The organism is Brevibacillus laterosporus LMG 15441 (genome assembly GCF_000219535.2).
GTDB lineage: Bacteria > Bacillota > Bacilli > Brevibacillales > Brevibacillaceae > Brevibacillus_B > Brevibacillus_B halotolerans.
In genome coordinates, this window is sequence record NZ_CP007806.1 from 4,100,281 (window position 1) to 4,114,211 (window position 13,931).

At 40.1% G+C, this 13,931-nt stretch carries 11 protein-coding genes; 4 read left to right on the plus strand and 7 right to left on the minus strand.

What is annotated here, in order from left to right; all coding sequences use genetic code 11:
* Positions 1–103: 103 nt before the first annotated feature.
* Entirely contained in the window at positions 104–1,846 is a 1,743-nt protein-coding gene (locus BRLA_RS17950; RefSeq protein WP_041752349.1) for a methyl-accepting chemotaxis protein, read from the minus strand.
* 285 nt (positions 1,847–2,131) lie between these two features.
* On the opposite strand from BRLA_RS17950, the gene BRLA_RS17955 reads away from it, so the two are divergent.
* The gene (locus BRLA_RS17955) at positions 2,132–2,614 is read left to right on the plus strand and encodes a hypothetical protein (RefSeq protein WP_220186232.1); all 483 of its coding nucleotides are present in this window, start codon (positions 2,132–2,134) and stop codon (positions 2,612–2,614) included.
* A 687-nt stretch (positions 2,615–3,301) separates the two neighbouring features.
* Here the strand turns inward: BRLA_RS17955 and BRLA_RS17960 are convergent.
* From BRLA_RS17960 to BRLA_RS17975, 3 genes are all read right to left on the minus strand, one after another.
* Positions 3,302–3,907: a hypothetical protein gene (locus tag BRLA_RS17960; protein WP_003336443.1), complete on the minus strand. Its 606-nt coding sequence runs from the start codon at positions 3,905–3,907 to the stop codon at positions 3,302–3,304.
* A gap of 87 nt (positions 3,908–3,994) precedes the next feature.
* Positions 3,995–4,915 (minus strand): EamA family transporter RarD, encoded by a 921-nt coding sequence (gene rarD / locus BRLA_RS17965; protein WP_003336442.1) that lies wholly within the window; start codon positions 4,913–4,915, stop codon positions 3,995–3,997.
* A 292-nt stretch (positions 4,916–5,207) separates the two neighbouring features.
* Positions 5,208–6,407, minus strand: a complete 1,200-nt coding sequence (locus BRLA_RS17975) for an oxalate decarboxylase family bicupin (RefSeq protein ID WP_003336440.1) — start codon at positions 6,405–6,407, stop codon at positions 5,208–5,210.
* A 403-nt stretch (positions 6,408–6,810) separates the two neighbouring features.
* Here BRLA_RS17975 and BRLA_RS17980 point away from each other — a divergent pair, with 403 nt between their 5' ends.
* Positions 6,811–8,235, plus strand: coding sequence for an aromatic amino acid hydroxylase (locus BRLA_RS17980; RefSeq protein ID WP_003336439.1), 1,425 nt, complete (start codon positions 6,811–6,813; stop codon positions 8,233–8,235).
* A 234-nt stretch (positions 8,236–8,469) separates the two neighbouring features.
* Here the strand turns inward: BRLA_RS17980 and BRLA_RS17985 are convergent, their stop codons facing one another.
* A complete protein-coding gene (locus BRLA_RS17985; protein WP_003336438.1) occupies positions 8,470–8,679 on the minus strand; it encodes a DUF3006 domain-containing protein in 210 nt (69 codons plus the stop codon).
* A 238-nt stretch (positions 8,680–8,917) separates the two neighbouring features.
* Entirely contained in the window at positions 8,918–9,958 is a 1,041-nt protein-coding gene (locus tag BRLA_RS17990) for an MBL fold metallo-hydrolase (RefSeq protein ID WP_003336435.1), read from the minus strand.
* Between the two features lie 541 nt (positions 9,959–10,499).
* Between BRLA_RS17990 and BRLA_RS17995 the strand changes: the two genes are divergently transcribed.
* Together BRLA_RS17995 and BRLA_RS18000 are read left to right on the plus strand one after the other, a co-directional pair.
* A complete protein-coding gene (locus BRLA_RS17995) occupies positions 10,500–11,648 on the plus strand; it encodes an MBL fold metallo-hydrolase (protein WP_003336431.1) in 1,149 nt (382 codons plus the stop codon).
* A 451-nt stretch (positions 11,649–12,099) separates the two neighbouring features.
* Positions 12,100–13,152 carry a DUF418 domain-containing protein gene (locus BRLA_RS18000; protein WP_003336430.1) on the plus strand — a complete coding sequence of 351 codons (1,053 nt, stop codon included), beginning with the start codon at positions 12,100–12,102 and terminating at the stop codon, positions 13,150–13,152.
* 132 nt (positions 13,153–13,284) lie between these two features.
* Here the strand turns inward: BRLA_RS18000 and BRLA_RS18005 are convergent, their stop codons facing one another.
* Entirely contained in the window at positions 13,285–13,728 is a 444-nt protein-coding gene (locus BRLA_RS18005) for a hypothetical protein (RefSeq protein WP_003336429.1), read from the minus strand.
* Positions 13,729–13,931 lie beyond the last annotated feature (203 nt).

Here is a 13,931-nt window from a genome sequence, read left to right on the forward strand (position 1 = left end):
CCCGCCAGCACATCAATCTGATAACAAAATAAGCCGCCGAGGTTTCTCGGCAGCCCGACACCTCCACAACTGTGAAGGTGTTTTTTTATTTTGAATACCTAGCTTAATACGTAAAAGTACGCGTAAGCTTTTGCAGCTCTTCAGCCATGATAGACAGAGAGTTTGCCAATGCAGTTACCTCTTCCATCGAAGCAAGCTGTTCCTCTGCTGAAGAAGCAATATTTTGCGAATGATCCGTTGCCTGTTGGGCAATACGAGACACATTTTCTCCACTGGCTGAAATTTCGTGCAAGCTCGCTGATATCTGTTGACTAATGCTAGCTAATTCTTCGATCTGCTGAGAAATATAGCCCGTTGAAGAAAGAATGTTCTTAAACTTCTGATCCGTATCGTTTGCAATTTCAATCCCCGTCTGAACTTCCTCTTTGACCTTGCTCATAGTCTGAATGGATTGATTCATATCTTGCTGTATCTCTTCTAGTAGCTGCGTAATTTGGTTCGAGGACTGCGTGGACTGATCTGCCAGCTTTCTAACCTCTTCGGCAACTACTGCAAAGCCTCTACCATGTTCGCCAGCTCTTGCAGCCTCAATCGCAGCATTTAAGGCTAGTAGATTGGTTTGAGCAGATATATCTGTAATGACACTTAACATTCCGGAAATATCATTTGTACGCTTATCAAGAAGCTTAATCACAGCATCTGATTCATTAACCGATTTATGGATGGAATTCATCTGCTGAACTGTTTTTTGTACGGCTAGTCCACCATCCTCTGCCGTTTCTCTCGTTTCTGTAGACGTTTCTGCAATAGAGGACGAGCTTTCTGCTATTCGTTGCATACCAACTGAGATTTCCTCAATGGAGCTTGTTGTTTTATAAAGAGCATTTTGTTGCTCCTCAGCACCACTCGCTGCTTCCTGAATAGCAAGCGTAATTTGTTCATTTGCCTTGCTTGTCTCTTCTGCACTAGCTGTTAATTCCTTTGCGGAACCAGCTACTCGTTGTGCTGATAAGTCCACTTCACTAATCAGATGGCGTATATTATTGATCATGTAATTAAAATCTTTTGCCAAATTGCCTATTTCATCCTTGGAGGTAATCTTCAATTCTTCTATTGTAAGATCACCATCGGCTACCCTGTTCAACTGCTGGGCCACCAAAACAATTGGTTTCGTAAATAGCCTTGAGAAAAAGTTAACCATAATTATCCCAACAACCGTAGAAACGGAACCAATCAGAGCTACCAAGGTCAAAATGTTATTAGCTCCTTTATTAAACTCGGTAAGATAGGCTCCTGACCCCACAATCCATCCCCAATGGGGCTCTAACTCGACATAAGACACTTTAGTCTCAACCTCATCAGAATTGGCGATCTGCCATTTGTACCTCACAAATCCGCCGCCGGAAGTTCCTTTTTCAACTAACTCTTTCGCCAATAAAACACCGTCCTGTGTGATGACATCGGAAAGATCTTGACCTTCATTGGCTGGATTCATGACAGACACAGCTTTCTCATTGATTGCCCAGACATAGCCGGTTTCGCCTGTCGTGTACTCCTTTTTAGTCGGACGCTTGTTCTCAGAATTTTTTGTACCTAGTAGCTCCTGACGTACCTTTTCCTGAGCTTCTTCTAAGGTTAGCTGTCCTGCCTCAACTCGCTCATTCATTAGGTCAATCATACCAATTACCATTTTTACATTTTTTTGTAGGGCTGCCTGACCTGCCTGATCTAGCTCCTGCTTTGTAGACCCATAGGTAGTGATTCCAATAAGCAAGGTAGGTACTAGTAAGATGGTTAAGCATAAAATCGTAAGCTTGGCTCTTAAAGAAGCGATTTGAATTTTCACAGTCTCTCCTCCTTTAGGGACTTTCTCATATGACAAAATGGATGTTTTTTTCCTACAATCGCCATTCACTCTATCCTTATAAATATCGTAGAAACGGAGCTATCTAATTAGTGGAAAAAATTACCCCGTAGAAAAATCTGAAAACTAGCTTACTTGCTTCAGAGAAAAAGGAGAAGGCGAAATGGAAGATTGGGAAATGGGTCAGCAATTTTGTTTGGTAAGTAGCTGTTAATCTTTTCACAAAAATACCGATATATAAAGGAAGAACTCACAAACCGGAAAAGGATGAGAATTGTGGATGTAAAAATATTAAATGCGTATCTCAAAGGACTGACAACTGTACTAGGTTCATTAGGAATTAATATACAGCGCCAAGATGTGCAGCTACAAAAATCACCTTATACCTACAGTCAGTCCCATCGAGTTGTTTCCCAAATAACGGGTGATGTTACAGGGGACATTATTATTGGCATGGAAGAGGATGCTCTTCGTGTTTTACTTCAATCCTTCAGTATCCCGCTAGACATGGTTGATGACGAAATGAGAAGAAGTGTACTTGAAGAATTCGCAGATATGGTACGAGGACATGCCATTACCAGCTATCAAGCAATCGATGCTCAAGTTGAGTTTACGAATGTTGGCCTACTTAAAAATATTTATTCGGGCGATACCTTACCTCAGCAAGAGCAAAGCTTAAGTGTACATATTCTAGTCAATGATGAATTCCCAATCCATGTCGATTTTGTTTTGGAACAAATTCCAGCATAAGAAAATGGAACATGCAGCAAATAAAAAACGAAACCCTCTAAATATCATTTAGAGGGTTATAAACGCAACAATCTCTCTTTATTTACGATTTTTCTGCGCTTATTTGGGACAATTGCTCCCTTTCCATTTCCATAAAGACATAAGATTTCCTTCGATATGAACACGCTCCTTGAACCTTATCCCATATCTTAGCCAGACAATTCGGGCATCTATATCGTTGACGCTTTACCTCTATTTTTCTTGGTTCACCGTCTATAATATCATCGAATATCTGTATGCGGGATTCTGTTTTGTGAAACTTTTGGTTTCTACATATGGAGCATCTTTTCGGAGGTTCGGTGTAAATGTTAATATGTACCACACCCCTTATCGAAGTTTCTGATCGAAAGATATTATATAATAACCGTTCCCGATCTACTACAAAAAAGTTAACTAAACTGCAATTATGACTTAATTTTACATTATGTTAAAAATTTCAATCCTAACTAAATTAAAAGTGATGAAATGCATACATCAGCCGTAATGAGCTACCCCCCTTGCAGATGTTCATGCTGACAAATTGCTGTCCTATCAGGCAGATTAACGTGAATGGGATATTGTCCTTCCGCATCTTCTTAGAGAGTCTATTTATTTAACAGCCCCCATAGGAATAGCTCCTATTAAGCTTCCAAACTGACCTAGCTGATTCTACAATTTTTTGGGAGGGTCTAATCTAACTGGATCAATCATCACAGTGATATCACTAGAATCTCTTTTTATCGAAATTTTCACTCCCCCAACCTTTATTTCTTCAAAAGCCTTAGCAGTGCTTCCACCTGTAAGCAATTGATCTAGCTGATTTGACCAGACGATGCCAGTGGCTTGAATCATCGCCTTGGTGGTATGTAAATCGGGAGTCCCCTGAAACATCAACCCATCTATCGTTTTTCCATCACTCTGTAGCATTACACTTACCCATTTAGCTTCGTCCTTTGTGTACTTCTCTTGTTTGGGATAATAGAATCGATAAAAATTCGTCTTCTTTTCTACTTCGAGAGTAAATGGCAAAATATCAATGTTTTGACTGGCTAACTCTGCTTTCAATTTGTTATAACGACTGAGGTACTCGTCTGTGGTCATATGTGTAAATGTACCCGCTTCTTTTCTTTCCTCTTGTTTCAAATTTGACTGCGGACTAGTAGAAAGCGACAGATTCTTTTTTTCAATGGAAGCATTCGTCTCTTCGTTATTTCCGAAAACCGCTAGTCCAATTACGCCAAACAATACTGCCAACAAAGCTATATACTTTTTCAAAAATACCCCTCCTAATATTTTACATGATTCGTCATATTGCATTGTTATCTTCATAAATAGTAGGGAAGTAGAGAAAGCGAACAATTTTTATGTCCGCTTTTCAATCCGCTGTTTAAAAAACGCTGGTTGCCAAGCTTGCATGATCGGAGTTCGGGACAGTGTGTATAGGATAAGCGCTACCCAAATGCAAACGAAGCTTAAAAGATGGCTATCTGTAAACGATTCTTTATACAAAAATACAGCGATCGCCAATTGTATCGTAGGAGCTAGGTATTGGATAAAGCCTAATGTAGAAAGAGAAATGCGTTGCGCTGCTGAAGCAAATGCAAGAAGCGGCATAGCGGTAGCTACTCCCGATCCAATCAGCAATAAATCTGTTCCCCAGTCCGCCGCTCCAAACGACCCAACACCTTGGCTTTGCAACCAGCAGATATAGACAAACGAAATCAAGGCAACCGGAACCGTCTCTAATGTTAATGAGGTAATCGAGTCTGTTTGAATCAGTTTTTTTACAACCCCATAAATCCCAAATGACAAGGCTAAAGAAAGGGAAATCCACGGAAGTTGTCCAAAATTAATCGCCATCCAGCATACACCTACTGCCGCAAAAAGTAAGGAGATAAGTTGCCAGAAATCTAACCGTTCTCGAAAAAATAGCATACCTAACGCGACATTAAGCAGAGGATTAATATAATAGCCTAAACTCGTCTCTACAATATGACCGGCGTTGACAGCCCATATGTAAATCATCCAGTTCGCACTAATTAAGACGGAAGCCAGTAAAAATAGCAATAGACTCTTGGGCTTTTTCATAAATTCCAAAACTCGGCTCCACTTCTTACTTAATCCTACTAACACAATTGAAAAAATCAGTGACCACAAAATACGATGAGCTAAAATCTCTCCTGGTGGTATAAAACTGACACTTTTCCAATAAATCGGCAGGAATCCCCACATGGCATACGCCACTATAGCATAAAGGATTCCTGCTCTCTGTTCTTTCTGCATGTTTCTCCATCTCTTTCTTTCTCGAATTGTTCTTAATCATACAAGAATTCACATTTTATATCAAAGAAGTTTTGGAGGAAATTACACTTATTTGTTTGCGCTCTCAAAAGGTTGAAAGGTCTGTACGTGTATGTTTACCATTCTTACACAGTAAATCAAACCCCTAATTCGTTTTCACCCTTGACACAAAAAAAGGCTTCCAACCGCGTTACATTTACCCCCGGTGGGAAACCTTTGCCTATTTACCTATTTACCTATCTATTTATCTATTTTACAATTTTGCATCAGGTTATCATTTAGGATTATAAGTAAAGCCCGGATACGAAACAACCGGCCATTTTTCCTTGCGTAATACATTCAATAGCTCAGAATCAGCCTGTACATTATCCTTCACCAGATCACGGGGAGTAAGTGCCATCCATTGATTTAAAGACATATCGGCAAATCGATCACTTTTAAACATTTCTAAGAACCACAATGTTTGGTCACCAGTATTCTGAACATAATGTCCGTAGGCAAATGGCACGTAACCAACATCCCCAGCTCTGTAATCAAATGTACGTGCTGCACCGTCTCCTGCAAACACAGTCATTCTTCCTTCACCGGATAAATAATACTGCCACTCGTCATTATTCGGATGCCAATGCAATTCTCTCATTGCTCCCGGTTTAATTTCTACCAAAGCAGCAGCAACTGTTTTTGAAGCCGGAAAATTAGAGGAATCCACAATTCTAACGCTTCCCCCAGGTGTACGAATTGGCTTTTGAGCTAGCAACCGATATGTAAAGCTTTTAGGAACGGTCCCATAAGGGGAGCGGACCTTTTGACTGTCTAGTGGACCTGGAACCTTATCCTGATAGATATAAACCTGATCAGAAGGAATGTTAGCAAAGGCATCCTCTGGTACACCAAAATTGGCTGATAAAACATCCTTGGGAGTATGCGCAAACCAATCCGTGATGGATAAAGTATTCAGATCAGAGAAGCTTCCGTCATCAAATACAAGCAAAAACTCACAGCCCTCTTCTAGCCCCTGAATGGAATGAGGAATTCCTGGGGGAAAATACCAAAGATCACCCGGTCCAACATCGGCGATAAAGTTTCTTCCATCTTGATCGACTGAGGTTATCCGCGCTCTCCCTACTATCATATAAGACCATTCTGCCTGCTGATGCCAATGTAACTCACGCACTCCGCCAGGCGTTAACCGCATATTTACCCCAGCAAGTGTTGTTGCAATCGGGAGTTCCCTAACAGTCACCTCTCTCGACCAGCCACCATGATTTAATTGCATATGTGTATCGGAGAAAGAAAATTTTAAATTGGGAATTAATCCTGCATCTGTAATTGGCGGGACAAGCAAATCGGGATTTTCAATATCGCGCATAATGTCACGAGGACCGGGATCAGTCGCTCCAGCACCATCTTTTCTGATGGGCTGCGGTATACCTTCACATGAGCCTTGATCCGCATCTAAATGTCTGTTTACCATAAACACTCGCTCCTCTCACTTAGCTGCTACAAGCATGGGACTTTTTTCATCAAATAATGTATGACATAAATTTGCGCATTATGACTTCCCATCATTACTGTCATTCATGCCTTGATGTAACGAAATATCATTCCCCACAATCGGCGGTAAATTCCCACGCGATGGTTACCTTCGTTAGCCTTTTACAAACGAATGCATGTACAAACCACAAATTAACTAAATTGCATGAATATTTCCAGCCATATTGACGATCTTATTTTCCAAGCATATACTTATCCCTATACTTTATCACTTAAAAGCATAACAGTTTAAAAGCTTAAAAGCATAACAGCTTAAAAGCAAAAAAGTGAAGCAACCCACTCTTAAGCTGACAAGAGCTAGGATGGGACAGGAGGACATTATTATGCAAGCTACTACTAAACCAAAATTCGTTATCCCCAAACATCTTCAACCCTACGTCGTTGAACAAAATTATGATAAATATACAGAAGTTGACCAACAAGTGTGGCGTCATGTCTTGCACCGGAATTACAATTTTTTAAAGGATGTGGCTCATCCTGCATATGTAGATGGATTACGTAAAACAGGGATAAGCCTAGATCATATTCCTCGTGTGGAAGAAATGAACCAATGCTTACAGCCATCTGGCTGGGGGGCTGTTACGATAGACGGATTTATACCTGCCGTGGTTTTCTTTGATTTTCAATCGCGTGGGATTCTTCCGATCGCTACTGATATCCGTAAGCCTGAACATATCGACTACACTCCGGCACCTGACATTATCCATGAGGCGGCCGGTCATGCTCCTATCCTAAGCGATAAGTGGTATGCCGATTATGTTAAACGTTTTGGCCAAATTGGCGCTAAAGCATTTGCTACTAGAGAAGAGCATGAGGTTTTTGAAGCGATTCGTGCCTACTCCAAATTAATGGAGGACCCGCTGGCGACACAAGAAGAGGTTCAGCTAGCCAAAGAAATTCTCGATGCCAAGCAGAGCGCAGTAACAGGTGTATCAGAAGCAGAAGAGATTGCTCGATTATACTGGTGGACTGTAGAATACGGATTATTCGGCAAACTAGAACAGCCATTGCTATACGGTGCTGGATTACTTTCTTCTATTGAGGAGAGCAGACACTGTTTAACCGATGCTGTAATCAAGCGGCCATTCTCTTTAGAGGAAACCATCCACACAGCATTTGACATAACCAAAATGCAGCCGCAGCTATTTGTTTGTGAAAGCTTTGACCAGTTGCTTGATTCTGTTGAACGTTTCAAGCATCGCATGGCCTTTCATACAGGTGGGAGGGTTGCTATGGAAAAAGCCCTTCGTTCAGGTGCTACCTCCACAGTAGTGTACAGCTCTGGTTTACAGGTAACAGGAACCTTAGAGTCAATGGTATACGCTGAAAATAGTGAGATTGTTTTCTTCCGCATGGAGGGTCCGACTGCTCTTGCCTGGAATAATCAGGAATTGAACGGACATGGAAAATCTACACATGCTGATGGTTTTTCTTCTCCAATTGGCCGCCTGCAAGGTGTGTCACTTCCACTGGAGCTGTTTACAGATGGAGACTTAGAAGCACATGGCATCAGAATGAATGAACACGTGAAGCTGACGCTTGAAGGCGGAATCACAGTAGAAGGAAGATTGGAAGAAATCGTTCGTCAAGAAGGCAAGATATTGCTTCTGTCCTTTCATCAATGCAAGATTAGTCATCATGGACGTACCTTATTCCAATCTGATCAAGGCACATACGATATGGCTGTGGGCGAGCGAATTGTATCCGCATTCGCAGGTGCGGCCGATCCTGAAAGATTCTTCGAGTAAAACCAGATTAGTACGCGAATGTCCCGACTGCTGTTGGGACATTTTTTTTATGACTTTCCACTCCCTATTTTGATATGTAATTTGGACAAGAAAAAAAGCACCGCAAATAGGGTGCTAAGGCTTCTAGGTTATAAACTATCCTCTGCTACATTTTTTTAAATTCAATCATTCTTGGTAAGGAATTTCTGAAATATAGCTCTATAGCCTAGTATTTCTTCATATTGCCTGTATATCTTATTCAAACAAATCATCCATCAAATCAGTAGCTTCTTTTTCTCTAGCCTCCGTTTCCGCTTGATCTACTTCAGTAGAAATATGTATCACTTGACCAACCTGCACATCGGCCTGAAAAATAGCTCTAGGAAGATCATACGTCTGACCATCAATCTCCACAACAACCATGCTCTCTTCAAAGCGATCGATAATTCCTTTTGTTGTTTTCATACTCGCTACCTCTCAGTCTTTATATACTAGTCTTACTATGGGGTGTAACAGTAAGACTTTGCATTCATTATAAGTCAATAGTAGCAAAACCATAGAAACGTCGAATGTAATGATATGGATTTTTAAAAAGGGCGATTGGTGTAAGGTCTTTAACTCTAGCACTTGCAAAAAGCAATAGATAATCTCCTACAATATCGGCAGAACAATAGATTAGCATTCTGCCGATTTTTCCCCCTCTCTACCTCGCCGTTTTACATGTGATCGTCTTTCCGTTACTGACAGCTAAAATTGTTCCTTTTTGATCTGTACGGTATGTAATGATTTTTGATTGTTGTAATTTTTGTAGCGTGCCTTGGGTTGGATGCCCGTATTTATTGTCCTTCCCGGAGCTGATCACTGCGTATTTAGGGGCTACGGCTTTCAGAAAAGCAGGTGATGTAGATGAATTTGATCCATGATGACCAACCTTTAACACGTCTGCCTTGAGAACTTGCTTGCTCTTAAGCATATCTGCCTCTGATTTGTGCTCAGCATCGCCAGTAAATAAAAATGAGGTTGCTCCATAAGTAAGGTGTAAAACAGCACTCCATTCATTTAACTCCTTCTCGTATGTACCAACCGGAGCAACGAATTTAGCAGAAACGCCCTGTAGGGGTATCGTTGTGCCTGCTGTTGCTGGTTTAATGGATAAGCCTTGTCCTTTTATTTGCTTCAACAGGGTTACGTATGTCTCGGTTGTATGAGCTACTTTGGGTGCATATACAGATTTAACCTTAAAGTTCTGCATGACTTTGTGCAAGCCACCAATATGATCTGCATCTGGATGAGTCATGATGAGAACCTCGATGTCATCGACCTTGAGGTCCTTTAAGTATTTGACCATTAAATCGCCCTTGTCCGTATTCCCACCATCAATTAGAATATCGTCACCTTTTGGTGTTTTTATGTAAGTAGCATCGCCTTGACCGACATCGAGGAAGTAGACTTTTAGATCATTTGTAGCTGATGATACTGGAACGATCGAAGCAGGTGCTTGCTTACCAGCAGGGACAGCTTGTGTTTTGATTTGTGACACTGGAGCTTGCTTCGATTGATTTGGACGGATTACCTTACCATCCCGATGAATATGATACTCTCCATCCTTTAATCCCCATTTATTGCAGTTCGTTTTGCAAATATGCCCACCATTGGCATCTGTCTTACCAGGATGCGCTTCAGACAAGCCCATGGGTAGAATAAACATAGCCATGATAATGACTAGCAAGATGTTTCTTTTCAACACGTACACCTCCAAATGATTCGAAAAATACTAGCTAAAGCTTTACCTTGTATGCTGTCATAAAAAATACACCCTCTAAAGTTCATCGGCTAACCTCACGTTTTTTTCCAATGTCTATTCTTTGGTTTTTACAGCGTGTGTGCCAGGAGGTGAAAGATTTTTAGTTTTTTAGCAACAATTCTTAAACAACACGATCAAAAGGGTTTTATCTTAAAAGCGATAGCCTCATTGTCCCAAATAAATTCACAAAGAGAACAAAAAGCCCCCAACAGATGAACTGCTGAAGAACTTTTTGTTTTACAAATAAAGCCTGGCATTCTTTATTTGGCATAAGCAAAATCACGCCGATCTTTTTACATATCGACAGCACCATTGTTCATTCGCTTTATGCGTGGTTATCTTATTCCAAGTATTAAAAAAAGTTACTTAGACAATAAAAAAATCCATACATAACATCCTCCATGCTCACTCCCCTGCCACATACCTCTGCCTCTACATAATAGAAATTTCTAGTGGCTATACTACTCACAGGAGGTGCACCATGAACAAATTTCAGATCTTGAGTATAGGAATTAGTATCGCATTATTTGCAACAGCTTGTTCTAACAACGCAGGTACAAATCAAGGTGTAGGACGTAACCAGACAACCCAAAACAAAAAAATAGTGAATCCCCACTCGAATGTACGTCAAATGAGCAAGGGAGCTACCAAGGCTACAACCATTAAGGAAGCTCCTTCAACAGTAAATGCACGGTACGTGGAGCCATCGGAAAAAAAAGTACTGCATTCTGGTGAGAAAATAAATCGGCTATATAATCGAAATTTAAAAGATAAATATATCTTGCAGCGGCTTACTTCTCGTACCTATTGGGTTCAGAGTAATTTTTACAGTACAACCTTCTTTGTTGGTAAAAAGGGAGTATTACTGTTCGATCCATTAGAAGATCGTACAGATCAACTCTTAGCTGCTGTTCGCAAGGTGACCAAATTACCTATTACCAGCGTTGTTTATTCTCATGACCATGCGGATCACATAGGTGATGCTTCTAAGATGCTTGCTGCATTAAAGAAATCAGGCGCAAAACCGCGCATTATTGCAAGTAAGGCTACATTCGACAAACAAGTCTATTTAAAGAGTAAGCTTCCTCGCCCGACAGAGGTCATCTCTTGGCCACAGGGGTCATTTAAATTCGAGGATCTAACTGTTCAATTACATGGATTCCAGCGAGCAGGTCATTCGGATGATCATTCGGTTTGGCTGCTTAAAGACGAGGGTGTGCTTCACGCACCTGACCTAATAAACCCAGATCAACCTCCATTTTGGAGATTTGCAGGCTCAGATACCTTCCTTTACCATGAGCAAAATCTTCAAGATGCACGCAAGCTACCATGGAAATGGGTTAATGGGGGTCATGGAAACGTTGGAGAAAAGAAAGACTTTGACTTTGATCTAGCCTTTATCAAAGATCTTAAGAAAGCCGTAGGAGATGCTATACAAACCCAGAAATTTGGCGATTTTGTTGACCCGAAAAAAGGTGCTCATTCTGCCTTCTTACCAGCCTGGTTAAACGCTGTGTCTAAACAAGCCACCGACACCCTTCGACCAAAATACGGAAAATATTATGGCTTTGAATATTCTACACCGCCTAATGCTGAGATGGTAGCTGAATGGATGTTTTCGTATCGCTAGACATTGAAACAAAATAAAGCAAAATCTATGCCCGCTCTTCCTCACTGTGAGCGGGCTTTATCCATTCGATTGCACATCTGTTCCTGGTAATCTTATGTAGCCTTTTATTTGTAAAAATTCTTTTTCTAGAACAGAAACAAATTAGACTCTACATAGTCCTCGAATTACCATAAGTTCTGATCGCAATTCTATCCGGCAAATAAAGTCCAAATCTTTGTTTGATACCAAAAATAATAATAATTTTTCCCCAGCAATTTTCATTATTCATTTTTACTCCTTCAACTTACCACTCAGTTCACATTCATTCAGTGGATTCGTGCTTCTCTTGGTATGTAATTTTCGGGGAATCTTACAATACTGTAAGCTTTTTGTTAGGTAATGTGATACTAAGCACTGCATATTTTTTGTACGCTAATAAAGATCATTATGTACAAAGGAGAAAGACAGAGAAATGAAGCAACTACAAAGCTACAAGAGAATTGATACTTTAGATTATGTACGTGGGTTTGCTTTAGTAGGTATTTTGCTTATTAACATTATTGCTGTACTTACGATTGGCGATCCGATTGCAAACACGAAAGATGCTTCCTACCAACGATTTCTATTCTTATTTGTAGAAGGTAGATTTTTTACCATCTTCTCATTTTTATTTGGTGTTGGCTTTTATCTGTTTATGACAAGGGCAAATGCTAAAGGTAACAATGGATATCTCTTATTTTTCCGACGACTTCTAGCCTTATTTGCTATTGGATATGTTCATGGACTGTTTCTAGGTGGAGAAGTATTAAGAGAATATGCCATCTACGGATTCATTTTATTATTTTGTTTCAAGGTAAAGAAACAGATAAACATCGTTATCGGGCTGATAGGATTGGCTATTTCCTGTTTTTTTGCCATAAAGGCATTGATCACTCTGCCGCTTATGCTACTGGGTTTGGCAGCCGGTCAATACCGCTTTTTTGAACGCCTTACAGAAAAAACGAAGCAAATCGCTATAGGTACAGGTATTTTGTTGCTTATAAGTATAGCTGGCATTCTGTATCAATACTCACAGGTACCTGCCCTCCCTTTTCCCCCTATAATTTTAGGTGGTACAGGAGATCCTGATATCGAACAAACAAATCATTTCTTACAGATAGGCATTATGATTGGACCAATTATCTCCAGTGTCTATGTCGGTGTCCTGATCTTATCGCTGCAAAGTAAATTCGCTCAGGTTTTGCTTCATCCCCTGAAGCTTTATGGACGTATGGCATTAACAAACTATCTGGGGCAAACCTTTATACTTTTGGCTATTGGACATCTATGTCATTTATTTGCGCAGATTACCTATATACAAACCTTGTACCTCTGTGTCCTTGTCTATGTCATTCAAATTTTCTTTAGTGTAATTTGGATGAACTTTTTTACAATGGGACCGATGGAATGGGTATGGCGTATCGTTACGTATTGGCAAGTTCCCCAGCTTCGAAAAAATAAAAAAAGCTACCATGTCAGTTTATAATCTAATCAGACAGTGTTTAGCTAACAATTACACGTATCCTAGTAAGCTATCATTAGGTCAGATAAGATAAAATAAAACAAGTCTAACACTTACTTGCAGATGTTAGACTTGTTTCTCTTTGCATTTATTTAATTATTCAAAATAAATAGACCCTGAGATATCAACTGGGTTTCGAGAAGGGTCAAGAGGATGCAATTTAGCTGCGATGCTATACGTACCAGGTTGCAAAGTAATAGATCGTTGATGACTTCCATTACCGGATATCTCAAAAATCTTGTCTGGTGAAACCTGAGCGTTTATTTCGTAAAATCTATACTCAACAAGTGGCTCGTTTGAAGAATGGTTCGTTTGGTTGAGTACAATTCTGACTGTTTGACCAGAACTGACTGAAAATTTTAAATAGTCCTCCAATCCTATAATACTCGTGAGTTTCTCAAATTTAAACCATCCGATATATCTCAAATCTTGTTGCTTTACTTGCTTCACAGGCTCTACTGGTGCTGCTTGTACAGAAGATGCAAGTGGAATTGTTAATACTGCTGCCATGAAAGCTTTGCATAATAGTGCTCTACTCACGCTAACTACCCCTTTACCATTGTATGTGTAAGCTCTGAAAAGAAATATATAGTGTCTCATTATTCCTATACATAGCTTACAATTTGAATTATATAAATTTTTACATTTAAAGTAAATATTTTCCTCATCTAATCACTACCTATCATAAGTATCCGCATCTTGATGCCTTTCCGTGAAGATTTCTCTTATAGCTCTAACAAAAA